This window comes from Acetobacter fallax (assembly GCF_011516735.1).
GTDB lineage: Bacteria > Pseudomonadota > Alphaproteobacteria > Acetobacterales > Acetobacteraceae > Acetobacter > Acetobacter fallax.
In genome coordinates, this window is record NZ_WOSX01000021.1 from 1 (window position 1) to 22611 (window position 22611).

24 protein-coding genes are annotated in these 22611 nt (G+C 56.6%); 8 read left to right on the forward strand and 16 right to left on the reverse strand.

Features of this window, described 5'->3' with window-relative positions:
* On the forward strand, positions 1-134 hold a 134-nt coding region (locus tag GOB85_RS11155), incomplete at its 5' end, for a transposase (RefSeq protein WP_173577620.1).
* A gap of 393 nt (positions 135-527) precedes the next feature.
* Positions 528-962 (forward strand): group III truncated hemoglobin, encoded by a 435-nt coding sequence (locus GOB85_RS11160; RefSeq protein WP_173577619.1) that lies wholly within the window; start codon positions 528-530, stop codon positions 960-962.
* A gap of 9 nt (positions 963-971) precedes the next feature.
* On the opposite strand, the gene GOB85_RS11165 is transcribed toward GOB85_RS11160, so the two are convergent.
* The 3 genes from GOB85_RS11165 to GOB85_RS11175 all read right to left on the reverse strand — a co-directional run bounded on the left by GOB85_RS11165 (position 972) and on the right by GOB85_RS11175 (position 3608).
* Complete coding sequence (locus tag GOB85_RS11165; RefSeq protein ID WP_173577618.1) at positions 972-1919, reverse strand: DMT family transporter; 948 nt, start codon at positions 1917-1919, stop codon at positions 972-974.
* A 367-nt stretch (positions 1920-2286) separates the two neighbouring features.
* On the reverse strand, positions 2287-2814 hold the full coding sequence (locus GOB85_RS11170; RefSeq protein ID WP_173577617.1) for a hypothetical protein: 528 nt from the start codon (positions 2812-2814) through the stop codon (positions 2287-2289).
* 5 nt (positions 2815-2819) lie between these two features.
* Positions 2820-3608 carry a class I SAM-dependent methyltransferase gene (locus GOB85_RS11175; protein ID WP_242011458.1) on the reverse strand — a complete coding sequence of 263 codons (789 nt, stop codon included), beginning with the start codon at positions 3606-3608 and terminating at the stop codon, positions 2820-2822.
* Between GOB85_RS11175 and gloB the strand changes: the two genes are divergently transcribed.
* On the forward strand, positions 3602-4330 hold the full coding sequence (gloB, locus tag GOB85_RS11180) for a hydroxyacylglutathione hydrolase (protein WP_173577616.1): 729 nt from the start codon (positions 3602-3604) through the stop codon (positions 4328-4330). The two genes, GOB85_RS11175 and gloB, sit on opposite strands and share 7 nt — an antisense overlap.
* A gap of 21 nt (positions 4331-4351) precedes the next feature.
* Here gloB and GOB85_RS11185 read toward each other — a convergent pair whose 3' ends face one another.
* Together GOB85_RS11185 and GOB85_RS11190 are read right to left on the reverse strand one after the other, a co-directional pair.
* A complete protein-coding gene (locus GOB85_RS11185) occupies positions 4352-5506 on the reverse strand; it encodes a DUF2125 domain-containing protein (RefSeq protein ID WP_173577615.1) in 1155 nt (384 codons plus the stop codon).
* 317 nt (positions 5507-5823) lie between these two features.
* Positions 5824-6570: a lysophospholipid acyltransferase family protein gene (locus GOB85_RS11190; protein WP_173577614.1), complete on the reverse strand. Its 747-nt coding sequence runs from the start codon at positions 6568-6570 to the stop codon at positions 5824-5826.
* A gap of 26 nt (positions 6571-6596) precedes the next feature.
* On the opposite strand from GOB85_RS11190, the gene GOB85_RS11195 reads away from it, so the two are divergent.
* The 3 genes from GOB85_RS11195 to GOB85_RS11205 all read left to right on the forward strand — a co-directional run bounded on the left by GOB85_RS11195 (position 6597) and on the right by GOB85_RS11205 (position 8390).
* The gene (locus tag GOB85_RS11195; RefSeq protein WP_173577613.1) at positions 6597-6761 is read left to right on the forward strand and encodes a hypothetical protein; all 165 of its coding nucleotides are present in this window, start codon (positions 6597-6599) and stop codon (positions 6759-6761) included.
* A complete protein-coding gene (locus GOB85_RS11200; protein WP_173577612.1) occupies positions 6739-7434 on the forward strand; it encodes a phosphatidylserine decarboxylase in 696 nt (231 codons plus the stop codon). The genes GOB85_RS11195 and GOB85_RS11200 overlap by 23 nt, the downstream gene beginning before the upstream one ends.
* A 104-nt stretch (positions 7435-7538) precedes the next feature.
* Positions 7539-8390, forward strand: coding sequence for a CDP-alcohol phosphatidyltransferase family protein (locus GOB85_RS11205; RefSeq protein WP_173577611.1), 852 nt, complete (start codon positions 7539-7541; stop codon positions 8388-8390).
* A 41-nt stretch (positions 8391-8431) separates the two neighbouring features.
* Here GOB85_RS11205 and GOB85_RS11210 read toward each other — a convergent pair whose 3' ends face one another.
* From GOB85_RS11210 to parC, 8 genes are all read right to left on the reverse strand, one after another.
* A complete protein-coding gene (locus tag GOB85_RS11210; RefSeq protein ID WP_338421714.1) occupies positions 8432-8941 on the reverse strand; it encodes an NADH-quinone oxidoreductase subunit B family protein in 510 nt (169 codons plus the stop codon).
* 60 nt (positions 8942-9001) lie between these two features.
* Positions 9002-10624 (reverse strand): NADH-quinone oxidoreductase subunit D-related protein, encoded by a 1623-nt coding sequence (locus tag GOB85_RS11215; protein WP_173577610.1) that lies wholly within the window; start codon positions 10622-10624, stop codon positions 9002-9004.
* Positions 10621-11868 carry a hypothetical protein gene (locus tag GOB85_RS11220; RefSeq protein ID WP_173577609.1) on the reverse strand — a complete coding sequence of 416 codons (1248 nt, stop codon included), beginning with the start codon at positions 11866-11868 and terminating at the stop codon, positions 10621-10623. The genes GOB85_RS11215 and GOB85_RS11220 overlap by 4 nt, the downstream gene beginning before the upstream one ends.
* On the reverse strand, positions 11868-12467 hold the full coding sequence (locus GOB85_RS11225; RefSeq protein WP_173577608.1) for a hypothetical protein: 600 nt from the start codon (positions 12465-12467) through the stop codon (positions 11868-11870). Before GOB85_RS11225 ends, GOB85_RS11220 begins: the two co-directional genes overlap by 1 nt.
* On the reverse strand, positions 12464-13480 hold the full coding sequence (locus GOB85_RS11230) for a hypothetical protein (protein WP_173577607.1): 1017 nt from the start codon (positions 13478-13480) through the stop codon (positions 12464-12466). The genes GOB85_RS11225 and GOB85_RS11230 overlap by 4 nt, the downstream gene beginning before the upstream one ends.
* Entirely contained in the window at positions 13477-15063 is a 1587-nt protein-coding gene (locus GOB85_RS11235; protein WP_173577606.1) for a hypothetical protein, read from the reverse strand. Before GOB85_RS11235 ends, GOB85_RS11230 begins: the two co-directional genes overlap by 4 nt.
* Before the next feature lie 298 nt (positions 15064-15361).
* A complete protein-coding gene (traT, locus tag GOB85_RS11240) occupies positions 15362-16213 on the reverse strand; it encodes a complement resistance protein TraT (RefSeq protein ID WP_338422448.1) in 852 nt (283 codons plus the stop codon).
* Between the two features lie 42 nt (positions 16214-16255).
* Entirely contained in the window at positions 16256-18469 is a 2214-nt protein-coding gene (gene parC, locus GOB85_RS11245) for a DNA topoisomerase IV subunit A (protein ID WP_173577604.1), read from the reverse strand.
* 43 nt (positions 18470-18512) lie between these two features.
* Between parC and GOB85_RS11250 the strand changes: the two genes are divergently transcribed.
* Together GOB85_RS11250 and GOB85_RS11255 are read left to right on the forward strand one after the other, a co-directional pair.
* The gene (locus GOB85_RS11250) at positions 18513-18959 is read left to right on the forward strand and encodes a hypothetical protein (protein ID WP_242011459.1); all 447 of its coding nucleotides are present in this window, start codon (positions 18513-18515) and stop codon (positions 18957-18959) included.
* Positions 18960-19077: 118 nt separating this feature from the next.
* Entirely contained in the window at positions 19078-19857 is a 780-nt protein-coding gene (locus GOB85_RS11255; protein WP_173577603.1) for a 2-keto-4-pentenoate hydratase, read from the forward strand.
* On the opposite strand, the gene recO is transcribed toward GOB85_RS11255, so the two are convergent.
* The 3 genes from recO to rpsB form a co-directional block, all read right to left on the reverse strand.
* Positions 19828-20628, reverse strand: coding sequence for a DNA repair protein RecO (recO, locus tag GOB85_RS11260; protein ID WP_173577623.1), 801 nt, complete (start codon positions 20626-20628; stop codon positions 19828-19830). The two genes, GOB85_RS11255 and recO, sit on opposite strands and share 30 nt — an antisense overlap.
* Before the next feature lie 38 nt (positions 20629-20666).
* Positions 20667-21572 (reverse strand): translation elongation factor Ts, encoded by a 906-nt coding sequence (gene tsf / locus GOB85_RS11265; RefSeq protein ID WP_173577602.1) that lies wholly within the window; start codon positions 21570-21572, stop codon positions 20667-20669.
* A 105-nt stretch (positions 21573-21677) separates the two neighbouring features.
* Positions 21678-22496 (reverse strand): 30S ribosomal protein S2, encoded by an 819-nt coding sequence (gene rpsB / locus GOB85_RS11270; RefSeq protein WP_173577601.1) that lies wholly within the window; start codon positions 22494-22496, stop codon positions 21678-21680.
* Between the last annotated feature and the right edge of the window lie 115 nt (positions 22497-22611).

Here is a 22611-nt window from a genome sequence, read left to right on the forward strand (position 1 = left end):
TCCTGCCGCGCCGCTGGGTGGTTGAACGGACATTCGCCTGGCTGGGACGGTGCAGGCGGCTCGCCAAAGATTGGGAACAATCCATTGCGTCCTCAACCGCATGGACATTGACAGCAAGGCATTGTCAAGCTTGAAAAACTTTCGAATCGGGCTCTTACTGCCGGGCGAGAACGCCCCTGAGAGGCGTGACCGGCGTGTGTTTTTGAGCACGTAAGCGGGGCGACCGTGCGGGCCGTGAGCATCGGAGCGCAGAAAACGCGCTTCGGATCGCTGGCAGAGGGGATTTTGAAACAGCCTCTTAAAAAGACCGCCCGGCACTATCTGAACATGGCGGGAGTCCGTCAGTTCTTATTCACGACATCATTAAAAATAAACAAAATGTCAGATAGCCAACGATTTTTGGCGGTTTTCAACAGAACCTGTGCGATTTCCCGCTGCATACCGATAGTAATCACGCGAAAAATACTCTGCGCTCCTCATTCAGTTCGCTACCATAAACCTCAATAATTTTCAGAGGCTGCCACACCATGCCTGAGTCGGACAGCGAGAGCTCTCGCAATGATGAAAGCAAACTGCGCGAAGCCGTCTCATTATTTTACGCTGCCGTTCGGGCGGACCACAGGCTGGCTCCGATTTTCGCCGCCCGCGTTCATGACTGGGATGCCCATATCGAAAAAATCACGCGTTTCTGGTCTTCCGTCCTGCTCGCCACAGGGGATTACAAGGGGAACCCGGTGGCCAGGCATTATGTCTTTCGCCATCAACTCTGCCCCGAACTGTTTAAACGATGGGAAACATTGTGGGGCCAGAGCCTGCATCAGGTTTTCGATGCAGATGATGTCCGCCATATCCTCAGGAAGACCGCTCGTATTTCAGGGAGTCTTCAGACCGTATTGTTTGGCAGCATGGATGACTTTCTTACAGAAGCAAAACAGCTTCACGCCCGGCAGGATGATCTCTGACTACGACATTCAGGCTGCTGTCGGGTCTTCCCGCCCCCAGAGTCGCCGCATCAGGCGACCATCGATCGCAGCGAGGCCAAGACCTATCAGACCAGCGCCCGCAACCGTATTCCAGGCAATCGGTTCCCCAAGAAAAAGAGCTCCCATAATAAGAGCGCTGACCGGCACCAGAAACGTGACGAGGGCAGCCCGTGTGGCACCATGGACTGTGAGAACTCGAAAATAGATCAGATAAGCAAGAGCTGTACTCAGTAAAGCGATGCCTAGGAGAGCTGCCCAGCCGGAAAATGTAAGTGTCGGGAGTGTCCAGAATCGGTCCAGCACGATCGCAAACGGCGCGACGGCAACGGTCGCTCCGGTCAATTGTCCGGTCGCCAGAAGAAGCGGCTGTACTCCTTTCAGCTTTCGGGACAGAGCGTTTCCAATCGCGTAGGAGGTTGTCGCACCCAGACAGGCGAGTTCGCCAGGCAGTTCTGTCAGAGACAAACCTGTCGCCAGATTACGCCCGATCAGCACGGCCACGCCTGCGAATGCACAGGCTATACCTATCACCACAGATCGGGTGAGGCGTTCATCCTTTGTCGTCAGGTGCATGGCGATTGCCGTGAATATCGGTGTCGTTGCATTGAGAGTGGCTGCCACGCCGCTTGGCACAAAACGCTCACTCCATGCATAGAGGCTGAATGGCAGAGCACAGTTAAATATGCCGAGAATCAGGAACCATCGCGCCGTATAAGATGTAAGCGAAAACCGGCTGCCACCCAGACGCAGGACGACGTGCAGAGTCAGCGCAGCAAGTCCCACGCGGCCCAGCACGAGGGTGGCTGGCGGCAAAACGGGAGCCAGCACCTTATAAAAAAAGAATGAGCCGCCCCACAGCACTGAGAGGAATCCGAGCACAAGCCAGCTCTGTCCTGCGGAAACAGACGGATCCCGCTCTTCACATGTGAAAGTCATGCAAAGCCACGCTTATCGTCTGAATCTTGTTTTAAACTGAAGTATAACATTTCCTTCATCATACCTCAGATAACCGGCCACATTACGGCTTTAAATCCTAACGATCACGGCATATCAGGCAAGAGCACAACACACGTCCGGGCGTCATGCCGCCGACTGAATCAACACCTTTGCACAGGCTCTGTTCGCGTTACGGACTGGCACAGTCTCAGGGCTTTGCCCTGGAACCCACCAAAGGTCACGAACCTTTGGAAACCATTTTATTATTAATCAATGGGGTGCAGTGGCCGTCGTGCGCAGCACGCCTTCGCGTGACGGTCCCTGCCGGGTTCGGGCAGAGCCCGGATTCCGCCAGCCCTTTGAAAAATCACAGATCGACACGCAACGCTAACAGTGCCTTTGTGTAGACTTCACTGACAATACTGATCGGCGTTCCATCCCCGCGGCGAAGCACCGCGACATGCCGCAGAAGTTCATCCAGCCCGGCATCAGACCGAAGTCTCCGGTTTTCCAGTGTCGTGCGAGAGATTGTGAGGGGCGACACAACACGACCGAAAGGTTCGGTTGTCGTCTCGAGACTATGATTCATACTGGCTGTCAGCCGCGCCGGCACATACCAGTTTTCGGCTCGCGACAGAACACAGCCAGACGACGAAAGATGAACACGCCGATACCGGACCGTCTCACCAGCCCTGACATCCAGCGAGTCACGGATATAAGCCGGAGGTATGCCCTCACTGTTACGTTCGACAGACGCTATAATCCTTACCGGAGCGGGAAACAGCCGACGCTCCTCACACCAGAGTTCCAGCGCACGCGTCGCACTGGATGCAGCAAGCAGAGCCTCATCGAGACATTGCAGCAACCGGGACTGGTCTGAAGACAGATGTATCACTCTGCTTACCCGGTTTCGAAGATCCGGCGACCAACAGGACGGCAGGATTTCGCCGTCAGTAACGGCAGCCCACCCCAGATATTTTTCACCGCTTCGACGATGACGGCGCCACCAAAGGTCGGAAGAACAGAACGGCCCGCTTTCTCAATCGCCTCTCCTGCCCTGCGCCCACCGAGCCGGGGAAAGGGCGGCGGATAGAGGCCGGTCCGGCTGTTCTCGACATGAAACATCGATTGCTCCAGCCTGACACGCAACTGGCGTTGTGAGAATGGCGTGCCCTGGCCAAACGGTGTCGTGTCACTGAAAGCCCACACACCCCGGCGATTGGGCACCACCAGCAGAAGCCTGCCATCATCACGCAATACTTTCCACACGGCACGAAGCAATTCATGGCCGGCATGGCTCGTTTCCAGCGCATGAATCATCAAAACGCGATCGAAAGACAAATCGTCAAAAGGAAGTTGCCTGCCGCTGACCACGCACTCCCGGCAATACTGCATCCTGCCAGCCTCGCACTGCGTTGCCGAATCCAGGCGAGCCGACACCGAGAGCGCGGTCTGTCCATCCCAGAGTGGCAGGTAAGGCGCGGCGAAACCAAGCCCGAGCAGGCGCTGTCCTTTCAGATCAGGCCAGCGCTGCGTGAGATAGGGGCCAAGCAGGTGAACGGTGCGTTCTCCTGCCGAACCCGTGTAAAATGCTGCTGCTGTGCGAACTTCGTCCTGCATGATGCGTACACTACCAGAAAGCGTTACCAGGAAGCGATAACTGCTCAGGTGGAGATCAGCCCGTGCCAATCACAGTTTTGCCGGTTCCGGCTTTGTCAGACAATTATATCTGGTTGCTGAAAGATGAAGACACTGCGGCCGTAGCGGTTGTCGATCCGGGTGACGCGGCTCCGGTTCGCGCCGCAATTGAAGCTCATGGCGGGAGGCTCGATCTGATCCTTCTGACTCATCATCACGCTGACCATATCGGAGGCGCGGAAATTCTGCGTGACCGCTATGACGCTCGTATGGTCGGCGCAGTCGCGGACGAAGCCCGCCTGCCCCGGCTGGACCAGGCCGTGCGGGCCGGAGATCATGTGGCATTCGGGTACAGTTCGGCATTAGTCATTGAAACGCCGGGGCACACCATCGGTCATGTCAGCTATTATTTCGATGATCCGCCGTCACTGTTTTGCGGCGATACCCTGTTCAGTCTTGGGTGTGGACGACTGTTCGAGGGCACGGCGAAGGACCTGTTCAACAGCTTTCGGCAATTCGATGCCTTACCTGACCAGACGCATGTGTATTGCGGGCACGAATATACCGAATCGAACGCACGCTTTGCCCTGCGCGTCGACCCGGACAACACGGCGCTGGAAAAACGGGCCAGCGAAGTTTTCGCTTTGCGTGCTGAACATAAATCAACCGTGCCCTCCACACTGGGCAGCGAGCGCGCCTGCAATCCGTTCCTGCGGGCTCCTGATTATGAAACACTTGCTCGTCTCAGACGTGAAAAAGATCACGCCAGATAAAAGGTATCAGCATGTGGCCTTTCAGGGAACGGCACGTGTGCTGCCCGATAGCAGGGACCCGGCAGCCTCAAGAGGCATATTGCCTAAGGTCCAGAAACCGCTGCGAAGACGCAGAGGAAGCATAAGGGTAGCGCTGCTATCCCCGTCTGACTGCGCGTTAGCGTAATATTCTTCTCCGCCAGCATTTTTCCGGAGAGGTTTGCCTTGTTCCGCGCGGTCAACCGCCTCGCCGAGCACCTGTGCAATCTGCGCAACTGATGGCGCGATGACACCGGCGTCTGCGAGATGAGCCGCTGTTCGATCGAGCCCATGCAGTGTGAGGTCAAAATCGCCGTTACTCTGTCCGTCATGGACAAGATGCCCGGCAAGAGTGGCCGAGAGCGGACCGAAACGTGCCTGCCCCATATGAAGGATAACTGTCGTGCTGCCGTTCGCTGCGGCACTATCATTGAAATCACGGAATACACCGCTGGCGGAAACAGCCCCCCTCAGGTCTGTCACCTGATTACCGAACCCCGCGACGGCAAACGGCAAAGTCACTCCGGAGAGGGTCGTGTCTGTTGTCATTGTGCGCTGACTTTCACCGGCCACCCCTGACACAATGACCGAGTGCAGGTTTGCAAGCCGCAACGCGAATGGCGCGACAACAGAACCAAAACGGATCGGCGAAACCTCTACCTCGACAATGGCGTCGGGCACTGAAAGAACAGCTTTCCCGCTGTCTTCGGGGCGGCCACCCGGAGCAATAACAGACAGACTTTCTTTGCTGCTGCTCAGGCGCATCGCAAACAGCACAGGAGCCGAAGGGCTGCTTCCGTCTGAGATTGCGAAAGCCTGCGGAGCGCCGAATGTCAGCCTCATACGGCCGGGCTGAAACCACGATGTCCGGACCGTTATCCGATCACAGCCATACAACACCCGATAACTGCCAGCACGACCAGAAACTCTGACATCCCGTATATCCATGACCGTTGCGAGAACTGCCCAGCGCGGCGTTACCGTACTCCAGTTCAGCGTCCACCCCGCACGGGCCAAGTCTTTCTGTTTATCTGCCAGAGCCTGCAACGCAGAGCGATTCTCCGACAGATTCCAGGCCACCTCTGCGAAGCCGGCCATACCCGCAAGCAGCGGAATGAACATCCATTTCTTCCACCGTCGGTTTTCTGGCTCGTCCATAACCTCATCTTCCGCAAGCAAATCAATGGACTCATTACGGAATCCGGCTCCCTCTCCCTGTCAGGCGATGAATACTTACCGGATTTTATCCACAGAGCTCCATGCCACTCATCCACCGAAAAACGGAAGTTATCCCAGACAGGCCCTCTCTTTGTTCATCTCTTGCAAATTGATCCGCGAATCGCCAGAAAATGGCTATTTTCAGCTACTCACAGACAAACTCAACCCAAAGCGAAAAAACAATCTTGACTTAGCAAACCCCCTGATTCTGCCACACATGCAAGACTGCATTGCATGCCAGCTTCAAATGGCTGATTTTATCCCACAGAGTTATCCACAACAGCCATCTTCGTTGATCCGTCACTGGCCAGAAGTGGTTCAGCCTGACGCCAGGCCTGTTCGATTGCTCCCAGCATGGCACTGCGCTTCCCTTCCCCGACCGGATCGCAGACGACAATCGAAATCGTGCCTGGATGCTTGAGAAAGCCTTTATTAGCCCAGCACAGCCCCGAATCGGTGGCGACGGGATAGACAGGCAGTCCGGTATGCCGGGCCATTGCGACGATGCCCGGTTTGAGCGACGCCCACCCGCCCGGAGCAGAGCGTGTGCCTTCCGGAAAAATAATCATTTGCCGACCGTCCTTTGCTGCCCTGTCGGTTTCGCGCAGCAATGCGCGCATCGCTTTACTTCCTCCGGTACGCTCGATGGCGATCATTCCGGTTAACTTCAGCATAGGCCCCACGAAAGGAACACGCAGAAGTTCCTGCTTCATGACATAGGCAGGTCGCGGCACGAGTGTCATCCAGATCAGGGTGTCAAAAGCCGACTGATGCTGTGACGCGATGATAAATGGCTGATCAATCGGGAGTTTTTCCAGCCCGATAACGCGTGTTTTAATGCCGCAAAGCCGTCGCATACCCCCAAGAAGCAGAGCGCTCCACAAACGGGCAAAGGGCAGAGCAAGGGCAGGAGCGAAAGCGCGTAGCGGAAGAGAGACCAGTCCCAGCAGAATGGTCACGACCACAAGACAGGCCCGGAACATGATGGAACGGAGCACGATCATTATGGAAACCTCCGGAGTGTGACCGGTTGAGACAGGCTTCTCCTGCCCCTGCCCGGTACCGGGAAGCGACGGATGGAGACCAGAAAATTCGCAACCGTGCAACCCTGTGGCCCGGTCGCCGCGATATGACACTTGATTATCCCGCGCCGACCGGCCAGGAACGTGCTCATGTCGCTTCTCAGCTCGATTAAACTCGTCCTTTCCCGCCCTCATCCTGAGGCCCGCCCGTTTCTGGGCGCGTCCGGGGCCGCGATGATTGTTGCACGCTATCTTGGCTGGCGCCTCAACTGCCCTGTTCTGCGCAAAGCCGGAACGGTGAGCGGATTGTTTTTTGGCTTCTGTCTGTATTTTTTTCGCGACCCGAACCGGGTGCCTCCAGCGCGGGAGGGCCTGGTTCTGGCACCGGCAGACGGACGCGTCGTGTCAGTTGAGAAAATTGCGCCGCCAGTCGAACTCGGAATGGGCGATACGCCAGTCTGGCGTGTGGCGACCTTCCTCTCCGTTCTGGATGTGCATGTGAACCGCATGCCGGTCGCAGGCACAGTGACACGCGTGGCTTATCATCCGGGAAAATTTCTGAATGCAAGCCTTGATAAAGCATCGGTCGAAAACGAACGTAATGCCCTCAGTGTGACATTGCCTGACGGACGCATGGTTGCGGTTGTTCAGATTGCCGGTCTTATTGCTCGCCGGATTGTCTGCTCAGTCAAACCGGGAGATCGTCTTGAGGCCGGAGAGCGGTTTGGCCTGATCCGCTTCGGTTCACGGACTGATGTCTATCTGCCACCAGGAGTGATCCCTCTGGTTGAGGTCGGGCAGACGATGACTGGCGGGGAAACCGTCGTGGCACAGCTTGCGTCGTAAACCGCGCGGGTGGCTGAAGCGCGATACAAATCGATGGTCTTCTGCACTGGCGACAGCGTACCGTTTCGGCCTGACGGTTCGCGCCGCGACGCCGACTGACTGAGATGGCCGAAATCCCTCCCCATCGCCGCAGGCGGCGCCTCAGAGCCGTGCGCTCACCACGCACGCGTGTCCGCGGGCCGTCTTTCAATCGGCTGATTCCTAACCTTCTTACCATGCTTGGCCTGTGCAGCGGCCTGATGGGTATGCGGTTTGCGCTGGATGGACGATTCCAGAATGCAGCCATTGCGTTGCTCATCTCGGCGGTTATTGACGGGCTTGACGGACGCATTGCCCGTCTGCTGCGTGGCTCAACACGCTTTGGCGCAGAATTCGACAGCCTTTCGGATTTCCTGTGCTTCGGTGTTGCACCATCCTTCGTGCTTTACCTGTGGGCACTGCGAGATGCCGGGCGATATGCCTTTCTTCCCTGCATTCTGTTCACCGTCTGCATGTCGTTAAGGCTGGCTCGTTTCAACGCAAGTCTGGATGGGGAAGAAGAAAAACCAAAATATGCCAGCAACTTTTTTACAGGTGTTCCTGCGCCCGCAGGTGCTGGCCTTGCCCTGTTCCCGGTTTTTTTAGGGCTTGAGGCTGAAAAACTCGGTTATTCTGGTCTTTATGATCTCACCCGCCTGCCGTGGCTCCCTGCTCTCACGCTCATCAGCACGGCTCTTCTGCTTGTTTCGACACTCCCGGTCTGGTCCTTTAAAAACTTCAAGGTGCCGGCAAAATTCGTACTTCCGGTCATGCTTGGTTCGGGTGCCTACGTTGTAGCCCTCGTCGCAGACCCATGGGGAGTTCTGGCGGGTATGGGCATCATTTATGTTGCTCTGCTGCCCCTGAGCCGGGTGAGTTTTCTACGCCTCAGGCGTGCAGCGGAAGCCCTGCAGGAGGAGGAAGACACAGCAGAGTAATGAACCCTGTGTCTCCACGAAATTTCGTGTAGCTTGTTATCTCAACCTTCAGCCGTTATCGGCCCTGAAGATTCAGGATTCAGCTGTGTTGTCGAAATCAGCGCGATAATGCCATCAAGGATATCGCGCGGAGAGGGAGGGCAGCCGGGGATGGCGCAGTCGACCGAAGACTGTCCGGCGAGACCGCCCAGCATCGCGTAATTCGCTGAGAATGGTCCACCATCGATCGCGCAGGCCCCCACAGCCAGCAGGCCCCTGGGCTGAGGCATGGCCTCCCACGCTGCTCTGACCACTGGTGCCATCATGCGCGAACAGGCACCTGTTACGAGCAGCATATCGGCCGTCCGGGGTGTGCTGGCGAAACCGAGTCCGGCTTCGGCGAGACCGAACCCCCCGTTGATCAGAGATTCAACCTCGAAACCACAGGCCTCACACCCTCCGCTGTCGACATGAAACAGCATCAAGGGCGACCGTGACGCCACAGGCGGCAGGGCCGGGCCTGACGGCCCCAGCAAAGACGCAAAAAGCGCACGCATCAGAATGGTCGACACGGTATCCGATCTCCCTCCGATGTGGGGCACTTCCCTTAGCGACCCGCACGTAGATCCTTATTACAGGTCTGCGGCGGCAATCGAAACGCCGAAAGAGCATCGCACCAGATCAAAATTATCGGGAGAGGTTCCTAAAATCGCCTGTTCTGCAGCCATCAGCAATGTGGATGCCGGGTCAGCAATAAAGCATTGCTCCACCAGGCCATTCTGCACGGTGACAACATGCCATACGGGACCATGCGGCCCCTCAATAACGGCGTATCCTTCGGAGTGCTCCGGCCGCACAGGAACAACAGCACACAGATCTTCCGGCCCTTTTTCCTCTCCGGCAGAAATCCGGTCAGCTAAAGTCTTCAGAATTTTCAGACTCTCACCGATTTCTTCAAACATAATCTCGCAACGTGCCGCGACATCTCCACCTGTTGAGATCGCCTGTCGGAACGAAACATCCTCATAAGCGTCCATATGAAGACGAAAATCACCGCCATAGCCACAGGCCCGGCCCGCCACCCCCTGCAGCTCAAGCTTTTTCGCCTGTTCACCGGTAAGTCGTCCGGCGCACTGCAAACGATGCTTCAAACCAGGGATGACCCGCCATAAAGAGTGCAATTCTCTGATCCTGACTTCACTCAGGCACACAATCTCGCGGCCGAGAGCGGCGACTGTCTGAAGCGGCCCGATCGGGTCTCCCCGTTCCTGATGACGTGTTACGATCACGCCGCCGACGCACACGCAATCCATGAGCAGTCTCCGGCCGCTCGCCTCTCCGCACAAACGCAAAATCTGTTCACGCAAACGATAAAGTCCTGACGACACGAGTTCTGCATCTGCTGCCCTGGCCGTACGGGCAAGCGTGAGAAGATGCATCGCGATGCGCTCGGTCTCACAAAAAATGACCCTGCACCAGGTAGCGGGAACCGGGCACGATATACCGACCGCATTCTCGACTGCGGCGCTAAATGCCCATTGGTGCGCAACGGCGGATCCCGCACCAATCCGCCCTGCAAGTTCCAGTGCACCGGTGATCGTCGCATCGCGCATTCGTGCGATAAGCCCGCGATGGGCGTAACCCGCACGGGTTTCGACTGTGCGGATCACACCATCCGCGACACCGAGACGAAAATGAACCGGTCCTTCTGTGCTTCCGGTTGCTGGTCCTTTTCCGAACACCATGCCATGTGCGGCCACCCACTCGTCCGGCGGGTCAAACTCCGGCAGATCAGTGCCAAAAGACCTGGGACCAGATCTCCTGGCCAGCGGTGCCGTGGAAGTCCACATCCCATGATCAATAAGCGGGCGTGCATTCACAGCATCCATGGCCTCCACGCCATAGAGATCCCGGATCATTCGTTCAAATGGAACGGCTGCAACACGGACATGGGACACCCCCGGATAGCGCGGACCGTCTAATGTGCAGGATGCCATAATTGGTCGAACCCCGCTTTCAGCACTGCTTCCATCATTAACAAGCACATGGATCTGGCTGCCATCGCACCACAAACCGACGAAAACAGCGGGATCATCAGCGAGGTGTTCGACAAAGCTGTGCCAGGTGAATTCGTCGAGCTGAAAACGCCAGCGACACGCCGTCTTCTCGCCGGCACGAATAATCTGGCTGACGGACGGTTTTCCAACGCTGACCAGAGCGGGCACGCCACCAAAAATGATCGGACCGCCGCTCAATCCCGCAACTCCGGCACTGATGAGATCGGAGCATCACGCTGTGCGACAGTTGACCGGGAAAAAGCCCCCGGTCTGATACCGTTCATAAGAGGGATCAGATCGCGACCTCCACGCCGGATCGCGGGGAGCACAATGATCGTCAGAGCAAGCGCCAGAATGACGGAATACGTCGTCATCACATACAGAATAATCAGAACAGTTATGAAAGGCAGCAAACCGGCAGTCCATTCAGCAAGCCGGCCCGACAGATCAGATGCAGCCGTCATTTCACTGCGAGCAAGCCAGGGCAATGTCAGTACAGGCGGGATCAACGCGAAACATGTCACCATTGGCAGGTTGAGTCCCGCCGCAATCGCTCCAAGAGCAAGACATCCTTGCGAAACATTAAGTCCCTGGCTCAATCGGATATCAGCACTGGCCCCGGCAAACTGCATACGAAACGACGTGACAAAAACGGTGACAAAACCAAAGCTGATGAGCGTCAGCGAAAATATCGCGCTGCTTTCAGAGGGAAGCGGAGACGCGCTCAGAACACTGGCAAGAAGAAGAGCACCGGCTGACGCACGGACTGTCTCGCCCATATTTCGGATATCAGGCAATCGGGCGTTGTCTGCCTCCTCCGGGAAAGCTGAGACGGGAAAGAGGCCGGTTAAAACTGCATAGCCGATACCTGCCAGCACTCCACTGGCGGAAGTCCCGGGACACAGCAATCCGGCAAGGACAAGAAGCGCCCCCGAAGCCTTCGTTCGCAGTACAGTCCAGCCAGCTACAGCGCGACCCTGTCCCCCGTCAATCAGCAACACCCGCAAGATCGATGCCAGAAGCAGTATCGCCATTTTTGCCAGTGGATCAGCGAAAAAAACCGCGACGACAATCAGACCCGTTGTCCAGAAAGGCCGCGCGCGTTCCAATACGGCAAGGCTTCTTCCGGTCCGCGGACATAGCGCCAGATTTTCGCTCAGAAGGCCGCCATAAAGAATCATGCTTCCCAGAACCGCAACAGGCGTTTCTATCAGCCAGAAATGCGCTGTGCTGCTTCCGGTCACAGTCATATAAACCGCGAGCGGAAGGTTAAGGACAGTGAGCAACAGACCGATTACCGCAAAAGGCAATCGAAGCATAACAGTGTCATGATCGGTGCCACTCTCGTCCGTGCCTGGTCTGCCCGTAGCTATCAGAGCAATACCGGCCAGAAATGGCCAGCAGAGTGTTAGAAAAAGCAGGATTTCAGCAAACGACGCCATCAGGATCCGCCATCCTGTTCGGCTGCGGATATTTCTCGCAACAACGACAATCTTTGCGTCAGCCATAAACCTGCTGCTGCGAGAAGAAGAATACAGCTGCCGACGATCCAGACTGCACGCGTCTGCTGCGTATTGGCGGCAGCCAGCAGAATCCCGTCGCAGGCCGTGAGGAGGCCAGCAAACTGGTCTCTGATTCCGGGACGAACCGCCAGCCCCGCCAGCCCGGCAAAAACGACCATAAGAGATATCGTGATCGCAGAGGGGTTTACCGGGAGGATGAACGAAATATGGACAAGTTCTCCCGCAGGCAGGCTTACGCAGGCCGCGAAGCTGAGAAACAATGCGAGAAAGAGGGCTACAGATGCTCCGGACCGCCTGGACTCTTCAATATAAGTACCGAGCTTCCATGTCGGCACTATTGAAATAGCGAGAGCAACGCATGCGACGAACAGCATTCGCCTTGTGTTGAAGTCGGGGTTCATATGGTGGAGCGTTACGACGGATATCGCTGTCAGCAAGCCTTGCACAGGCAGGACCGCCGGACCGATGACAACCGTCAAAAATGCAAACAGTGGAAGGAGAGCCAGAGCAAGCGTCATAGCGGCCCTCCCCCCGTATTATCGTCGAACGTACTCTGCTCATGCACTGCCCCCCGATATGGCATTATGGGAAAGCGCGATCCGAACAGAACCTGAATAGCAAAAAACGCCAGAAGCAGAGCACCCGCCCCGCGGAGACGGATCCTGGTGACCGGCCCCGCGGCAACCAGATTACCGGCTGCAAGGATCACGCACAGCACACAGCAACGGACTATCCACAACAGAAATCCGACACTCAGAGCACCGACGCTACCGGTGACAGTCTGATGCTCTGAAATGAGCGCCAGGGAACCAGGCCAGAAAAGGTCTCCGGCCAGTGTCAGCCAGATAAGGGAAGAGCAGTCAGCCGCGAGCATCAGAATAGCCCGGTCCGTACCGGTCACGCCGACATCAGACACTGTGCAATCCGATGCAGCGCCGGCGACAAGAAGCGCGAGCGCAGCGAGGACAAACGGAGCATCATCTCCGAAAGGACTTCCGCTTCTGAGACCACTCAGCACGACATCCAGATTAGTCGTTGCTCCGACGCTAAAAAACAGCACCGCGATAAGAAACAGAACGGGGATAGCAACCGATGCCGATATCAGGCGGCGAAAAGCAGTTGTTGCGGTCTCTGCCTGCCCTCCCAGGGCGGGCAACTGACAGGCTATCTGAGCACTCATCAGCAAGAGCGTGATCACGAAAATATCCGACAGGTGTGCCGTAGCAAGGCCGGATGCAGCCATCGGGACCAGCAATGAAACGACCAGAACTGTCGTCATTGCAGCAGTCGTGGCACAACTGGCGACAATACTGGTCTGAGGTGTCAGAGGATCAGAATTCTGATCCGGTGAATCCGCACACCACTGAGTAGCAATCAGGTACCAGCGACGAAGCACGGGCGGTGCAGCAACACCTGTCAGGCGTGCAGACATAAAGACGCGAAAACCCGCTATCAGAGGCGCGAACATCACCACAACGACAAGCTGAGTCATCGAAAGCAGGATAGAGAGGAAGAAAGGCAGACTGATCATGGCCTGACCGTCACTGCCCACAAAGCAAGAGCTGTGAGCAGAAGCACGACAGCCAGCCCATGAATTTCGATCCTGTGGATGCCGGCAATCGCAACCTTTCCCCCGCGAACAGCTAATGCGAAGACTTTGAAAACGCGATACCGGGCATCACGAAAAGATGCAGACGAAATGAGCACTGTCTGCTTCAGGATAGCCGCCACCGCATCAGACCCTGGCCAGAGCAAAGGCTCGCCAAACGGAAGCCAGGAAGACCGGGTTCTGAGGCCGTCAGACCACAGCGTTTCCTCTGATGGTGTCACATCGGAAAAGACAATGTGCGCAGACTTCGGAAGAGAAACTCTGGCTCTCTGGCGCAGGATGATCACTATAACTGCAACGACCAGAAGCATCAGCATTACTGCGATCGGCGTCCAGGACGATAAACCGTCTGGTCCGACGAGTGTGATCGCAGTCAAAACATTCACTGACATTTCATTTGAGGTGAGAGAAAATCCCATCAAACGAGGCGTCAGGCGTGCAATCAGACCGGGAACACAGGATGTTACGGCGGTCACTACGAGACAAACCAGAATCGGCTGTATCGTTCCCTCCGTAATATCCGTGCATCCCGCCATCCGGGGCGTACGCGGACCACCGAGCATCACCAGCATCACCAGTCGGAGAACAGCGAGGCTGAACAGCGCGACAATTGCTCCCAGACTGGCAAGCAACACGATTGATGGCAATGCAGGCGCATAGCCTTCCGGAAGCAATCCAAGAGCAGTTTCAGCCAGCAACCAGAGCACACTGAAACCTCCGGTCGGTGGCAAGAGAAGATACGCACATGCCACAACGGCAAATAAGGCAGCGAGCCGGGGGGCGAACAGGATGAGCCCCCCCAGGCGGTTAAGGCGATCTGAACCGCCGCCTGCGACAGTAAGATCACCGATATGCAGAAGGGCCACGGCCACAGGCCAGACACAAAGGAGATCAAGCACAAACGCGCTTAGCGCAGCCTGACCACACAAAGGAGAGTCCGCGGCACTAGCAAGAAGAAAAAGTCCGCTCGCAATAACAGCCAGTGCATGTGATGCAGCGAAAATACTTGCAAATGCAGAGCTGGCATATCGGGTTGAAAGGGCTTTGAGAGCCCTGCCAAAGCCGAGCGTCACTCCACCGACAAGCAGTACGAACGCCATTTGTCGGGCCGGAATAACCTGTGACTGAAGACAGCAACGGATAAGAATGAGAAGGCTGCAACCCATTTCGACAGAAGGCGCGAGAGCCAGTGCTCCCCGCCCGCGACTGGCTGCACAACCAGCAGTCAGGGCCGCGATGCATGCCGCCCATTCTCCGCCGGGCGCACAGCCAGAAACGAACAAAAGCATGCGGAGGCAGCCTGCGGAAAGACGTTGTCTGGAGGGCAACACAAGAAGCTGGGCAGCAGCCCCTGCGGTAGCCAGAAGTAACGGGTGAACTGCCAGCGCAGCAAAGCAGGCAGCCGCACAGGCCAGAGAAACCCGCCATCCGGACTGACTTCGCGCATTGACCAGAAGACCAGTCATTGCAAAGGAGAACAGAAATACAGTCCCAACCGTTTGCATTCCCATGCCTGGCACAGGGATGCCCCCGGCAGCGGCAGGCCATATCAGGGCGACCAGGGCCATCAGAGCAACAAAAAGCCAGCAGCCACACCCAGCCAGGTTAAGACGCCCGGGCGGCAACTTCAGCCACGATACAGGGACAATGGATACCCCACACGCAGCAACAACGGACAAAAGGGCAACGATCGTCAGGATGGCAAAAGTCCGTTACGAAAGAGACTGAAGACCGGGGAGTATTTACCCTAAAGTTTTGCGTCTGAAACCCGCAACTGGCTGTGATGGCACAACATGAAGGTGTTCATTCGAACAGGTTGGCCAGTGAAGACGCAAGATGATTTTCCAGAATGGGAATCGCCTTCCTGGCTGTCAGATTAACCTGATCAGCGTAAGCTGTCTCACGCACGTGATAAGTTTTAAATGCCGACGGTTCGTCGATTTCCTGATAACGGGCGTTCGAGTTTACGACGTCCGTCGTACCGTCAGGAAGACTGGCCCCGGTGTTATCCGGACTTTCATGACTTGTCCGCGTGAACTGATGCACGGCAAGTCCGCTTACAGGCCGCTCAGACAGACGTATGTCGGTCGTGACAGCATATGTGACATCGCCGACGATCTGGTCGAGCAGACCGGGCGCACCATTAAGCCCCAGGCCGGGCACAAGACCGACCGGGATATTTCCGGCGTAAACCGGGGTCATGCCCCCGGGGACAGATCCTCTCATCAGAGGCTGGTCCCAACCAGGCGCTAACAGAGATGCGACCTGTTTCTGCCCAATCCGTCCTGCCTGGAGCACATTTACCTGCAATTCGAACCGGGCAATATCCGGGTCAGCGACAAGCGTATAGCCTCGCGCTTCAAGTGCATGCATCAATGGCGTTTTGAAATCGATGGAAGGAAAACCGGATGTATTTCTTATGCCGAGATATATCGTGCGCTGATCAGGCGCGACCGGATCGAGGAAGACTGTCTCAGACATTTTTGTATTCACTGTCAGGTGGCTATGCGCCGTGACCGCTTCGACGCTGGCGCATGCAGAGAGCGTTACCGACATCAGGAACATACAGAGCCATGCAATCGCATGTTCTGTCTTGCATCTGATAAAAAAAAGTCTGTCCGTGGGAGATTGCATACCAGAGAAACTGGCAGACATTCCTTAATAATGTATCTTCACCAAAACCTTTAACTCGCCATATTAAGTTTTTCGTAAAGCCCAGGGCGGCGCAACTTTTCCGGTCGCGCCCCGCTTACCGAGCCATGGTTTCAGATCATCAAAAGCACGGACCCGCACGGCTCCCGGCCAGAGCAGCCCATCCGTCTCTTTGAAAACGACGGCCTGTTTCAGGCCGTGCCGCGTATCAGGATATTTCTGCAAGGCCACACCAAGACCGCGCGCCATGGTTGGCATCTGTTCCGCCGGAAAAACAAGCAGACGCTTATCACCACCCAATACGGCAACATGGTCGCCGGAAGCCGGAATGCAGAGACGTGCGCTTTCATCGCCCTTAAGATTGAGAATCTGACGCCCACTGCGCTTTTCAGCCGAGAAATCGGAATCGGCCACAAACATACCGCGCCCGACATTCGATGCGACGAGCCACTTCTCCTGTGCTCCCAGCACGAAAACAGCGAGAACATCCTCCTCATTCGAGAGTTCCATCAGCAGGCGAAGCGGTTGTCCGTCACCGCGACCGCGAGGCAGATCAGCAACGCTGATGGTAAAGGCTCGTCCGTCAGTGGCGAAGAAACAAAGCCTGTCAGTACTCTGGCACGGGAGGGCCAGCCTCAGTTCGTCACCTTCCTTGAACTTCTGTGCGGCAGCGTCGATGCCGTGACCACGCACCACCCGAACCCAACCCTTCTGAGACAGGATCATCGTCAAAGGTTCGCGCTCAACGAGAATCGCCGCTGAGATGTCAATTTTTGGCGGAGACACGCCAAGTGTGCTGCGACGTGCACCGAGAGCCCCGGTGCCAAATGTCTTGCCAATTGTCTTTACCTCGCTGGCAATACGGGACCAGCGGAGTTTTTCGTCTCCCAGTAAAGTGCGAAGATCGTCCTGTTCCGCGCTCAGAGCGGCATGCTCTTTGCGGATTTCAATCTCCTCAAGTTTCCGCAGACTGCGAAGTCGCATATTCAGCACGGCCTCGGCCTGTACATCGGTCAGTCTGAATGTCTGTATGAGACTGGCTTTTGCATCATCTTCCTCGCGAACAATACGAATCACTTCGTCGAGGTTAAGATAGACGGCGAGGAATCCCTCCAGAATCTCCAGCCGACGCTCAACGGTCGCAAGCCTGTGAGCGCTTCGGCGCTCCAGCACTTCATGACGATGGTCGAGCCATGCCTGCAAAACCTGCCGGAGATCCAGCACACCGGGGGCGCGATCCGGCCCGATGACATTCATATTGAGGGAAAACCGACTCTCAAGCTGCGTTGCCCTGAACAGCGTCTCCATGAGCATTTCCGGCTCGACACCACGCGATTTCGGCTCAAGAACCAGACGAATATCAGCAGTGCTTTCGTCACGGATATCCGCCAGCAAAGGCAATTTTTTCTGCACCAGCAAATCAGCGATCTGTTCGATCAGCCGTGATTTCTGAACCTGATAAGGAATCTCGGTGACAACAATATTCCATGTGCTGAAGCGGCCCTGCTCAACCTCCCAGCGCGCCCGTATCCGAAAGCCACCACGACCGGTCTCATAGGCTTTCAGAATGGCATCCGGTTCTTCAACGATAATTCCACCTGTAGGAAAATCCGGGCCAGGCATATGCTGAAGAAGTTCGGCAACTGATGCATCGGGTTTGCGGATCAGCAAAGCGGCTGCAGCGCAGATTTCACCGGCATTATGAGGCGGGATGCTGGTCGCCATACCGACCGCGATGCCAGCCGCCCCGTTGGCGAGCAGATTGGGGAACGCGGCAGGCAACACGACCGGCTCTGAATCCTCGCCATCATATGTCGCACGGAAATCAACGGCGTCGTCAGCAATCCCTTCGAGAAGAGCCTGCGCGACACGAGTCAGACGGGCCTCGGTGTACCGCATGGCAGCGGCATTATCACCATCGACAGAACCAAAATTACCCTGTCCTTCCACGAGCGGGAAGCGGACAGCGAAATCCTGCGCGAGCCTGACCAGTGCCTCATAAACAGACGCGTCTCCATGCGGGTGATACTTACCGATCACATCACCAACGACACGTGCACACTTTTTAAACCCGGATGTAGGATCAAGACGTAACTGGTGCATGGCGTAGACGAGACGCCGATGCACCGGTTTCAGCCCATCCCGCACGTCCGGCAGCGAGCGGGACATGATAGTGGACAGCGCATAAGCCAGATACCGCTCGCTCAGTGCGTCAGAGAGCCGTGTATCCTCGATATGGCCTTCGAACGTATCACTCATGTCCTGTCCTCCGTCTCGCGCACCCTTAACGGAGAGACACGCTTTGGCCAATGTCCAGCCCGGCTTTTCCCGCCAGCGTCCGGCGCGCGTCATGTTTTGCCTGTCGTTCCTTGCGGCGATTGCGGCCTGTTCGCCCGCGGACCGCTATCTCAATACGGGCAACGATCTCGCTCATAGCGGATTTACCGCTCATTCGGCTGACACCACGGCGCGATATGAGATGCTCAACCTGCTTCCGGCAGGGATCCTGACATATCGCCCGACAACAACAGGACCGGTTTATCTTTATGCCGATCGAATCGGTTGTGGCTGCGTCTATATGGGTAGCATGTCAGCATTCACCGACTATGCACATACACATCCTGTGCCGTCCCATGGCGACATGACTGCCGAGATAAACCAGCATCCCGGCTGGGACTGGAGCATCTGGTCTGCCAGTGCAGACCCTGGTCCCAACCAGCCGAAACACGTTATCGGAGCAGAGTGGTAAACAGTGTCGGAGCGTCAAAATCAGATGGTAGAATCCGGTCTGGACATTATGACCGGATCACCGATCATAAGGGGTCGGCTTCCGTGCTCAATCACTCTGGACTCTGAACCTTATTGTCATGTCGCAAGATACTGATACGACCACTCTCATTCCCTGCACTCTTGCCGGACATCTGCTGAGCGCCCGGACGTCCTCTGCCACACCGCTGGCTGGCGTGAGTAAGGCTTTCATACCCGCTGATGAAACTGAAGCCTATTCGGTTCAGGATGAGGTCACGCGCGCACTCGGGCCGGTCTGTGGCTGGAAAGTCGGCGCCAGCAGTCCGGAAGCCGAGCCAGCAGCCGCTCCATTGCACGCCGGAACAATTTTTCCGAATGGCGCCATAATTCCGGCAGACCTTTGTCGTCATCGGGGTGTCGAGGCAGAAATCGCGTGGCGCTTCAGCCAGGGAGTCACCGGACCAGCCGAAAACATCACGCGGACCGCTGTTATGGATGCGATCGGAAGTGTCCACCCGGTTATAGAACTCGTTGATACACGTTTTGCGGAACCCGGTTCTCAGCATCCTCTCGTGCACCTGGCCGACCAGCAGAATCATGGCGCACTTATCGTTGGACCTGCAATCAAAAGCTGGCGGAGTCATGACCCGCTTTCCGAACCGGTCACGATGCGCATCGATCACAGAAAAGTGCTAAGTCGCACAGGCGGCAATGCCGCAGGCGATCCGATGCGCCTGCTCCTATGGCTGGCGCGCCATGCCGCACAGCGCGGACTGCCCATTGAGGCCGGCACAATTGTGACAACCGGATCTGTGACCGGGACACAATTTGTTCCTCACCGCACACATGTCAGCGCTGAATTTGGAACACTAGGGCAGGTCTCCGCATTCCTTGCCTGAAGGCATCTGATCCCCTTCTGTCATGGATCCCGGCAACGACTGCACGATATCCGCCAGCCTTACCCGGGCGGCTGGCAAAGGGCGGTGAAGAGGGCCGAAGACATCCCGTGCCAGAAAATGGCCCGTCAGACGCAGCCCGGCGCTCCAGTCCGATGGCGTACCATTATCTTCAAAATTCAGGAAAAAATCCGGAAGCGGCAACAGTCGGGATGCCCAGATCCCGGCACCCTGCCGGGAAACGGCGCGTCCGGTTCGGGGAGAGACATAGGTCAGATCATTCCTGACGCCCGTAACCGCGCACGCACTCAGGTCGAGCGCAAAACCCAGATCCTGTAGCAGCACCATTTCCCAACGCAGAAGCGTCGCGATTTCGGCAGCCTCGCCATGTATTCCAACCCCGGTCCCAATGCGTGAAAGGACACGCTCTGTATCGTCAAACAGACCGGAATATACTTCACCTTCAGGCAGCGCTGCATCCGTCACAGCACAGATCGACGACAAACACGCCAGGCTTATTCGTGATCCAAAAGCACGGGCTGCATTTGCCTGAATCGTTTCGCCCGATACCGTGCCCAGTTGTTCCGGCAGGCGTGCATTCCAGCGAGCCTGCACAAGATTTCCGGCCTGCCAGGTGGCAGCGCCCCGGCGCCCCATTCCTCCCCGCACCAGCCCGTGAGCCACGCCATGGTCTGATGTAAAAAGATGGACAAGTGCATTCGCTTCGCCGAACAGGGAAGCAGATAAAACAAGGGCGGGTGCTTCCCAGTTCAGGGATGCCCCGCCCTTTGTCATGACAGCGTCGCGCTCAATTAGCCGCCGGCAGCCTTAGCGACTTCAGCTGCGAAATCATTCTCTTCCTTTTCAATGCCTTCACCGAGCTGGAAGCGATCGAAACCAATCAGCTTCACGCCTGCCTTATCAAGAACGGACTTCACACGGCTCTCGCCGTCATGGACCCACACCTGTTCCAGAAGAACCACTTCCTCATAGAACTTGCGAATACGGCCATCGATCATCTTCTCGATAATAGCCTCAGGCTTGCCTGATGCCTTAGCCTGCTCTTTCAGCACTTCGCGCTCACGCTCAACAGCCGCAGGATCAATACTACTGACATCAAGCGCCGCCGGACGTGTTGCCGCGATATGCATGCCGACCTGGCGACCAAGAGCGATGATCGCATCACTCTCAGACGGCGCTTCGACCGCTGCCAGAACGCCAATCTTACCAAGGCCTGGCTTCAGAGCGCCATGGATATAGGTCGCAACCACACCCGATGGCACTTCCAGCACGCGAACGCGACGGATCGACATGTTTTCGCCAATGGTGGCAATGAGATGCGTCAGTTCATCAGCAACCGTGCGGCCACTTTCAAGAACAGCGGCTTTCACCTTCTCGAGGTCGTCGCCTGCCTTAAGAGCGGCCTTTGCAACATTCTCAACGAATTCCTGGAAGGCTTCGTTACGTGCAACGAAATCAGTCTCGGCGTTGACTTCAACCATCGCGGCGCGAAGGCCTTCGGATACCACACCGACGAGACCTTCAGCCGTGACCCGACCGGATTTTTTCGCAGCGGCAGCAAGGCCCTTCGTGCGCAGCCAGTCAATGGCTGCTTCAATGTCACCAGACGCTTCGTTCAGCGCTTTTTTGCAATCCATCATGCCTGCGCCGGTCTTCTCACGAAGCTCCTTGACGAGGGCTGCGGTAATTTCCGCCATGTTTCAATCTCCAGAATAGCAGCAAGCACGTCACCGCACGGGACGTGCTTGCCTATGCCCGAAAGCCTGATTTTGTCCCGCCAGTAATGGCGGGACACCCGCTGATCAGCCCGCTGCGACCGGTGCCGGTTCTGCGACAGGGGCCGGAGCAGCTTCTGCTACCGGTTCCGGCGTTTCAATCGCCGGATCAATCGGCAGTTCCTCAGCTGCACCAAAGTCTTGCCCGGAAGCACCCAGCTCAGCCGAGATTCCGTCCAGAACCGCACCGGAAACCAGGTTACAGTACAGTTCGATGGCGCGGATCGCGTCATCATTCCCCGGGATCGGGTAAGTTACACCCTGAGGATTTGAATTACTGTCGAGGATGGCAACGACAGGAATACCAAGCTTGGTAGCTTCCTCGACTGCCAGCTTCTCTTTCGTGGTATCGATCACGAACAGAATGTCAGGCAGGCCGCCCATTTCCTTGATACCACCGAGGGAGCGCTCAAGCTTCTCTTTATCACGGGTGATATCGAGGATTTCTTTCTTCGTCAGGCCATGCGTATCACCGGACAGCATGTCTTCGATCTGGCGCAGACGTTTGATGGAACCTGTGATTGTCTTCCAGTTCGTCAGCATACCGCCGAGCCAGCGATGGTTGACATAATACTGACCACAGCGTTGCGCTGCTTCGGCAACCATATCAGACGCCGCACGCTTTGTGCCGACAAACAGAACGCGGCCACCACCGGCAACGGTGTCACGGATCACCTTCAGGGCGCGATCAAGCAAAACGACCGTCTGCTGCAGATCGATGATATGCACCTGGTTGCGCACGCCGAACAGATACGGCGCCATGCGCGGGTTCCAGCGACGGGTGTGATGGCCGAAGTGGACGCCAGCTTCGAGCAGCTGACGCAGAGTGAAATCAGGCATCGCCATGATGCAGAATCCTTGCGTTCCGGTTATTCCTCCGCAGCGCACAAAGTCCGGTCAGACCGGACACCAGGACGCGCACTGCGTGTGAAGTCCCGTGTCCCACGACACGAGCGGCACC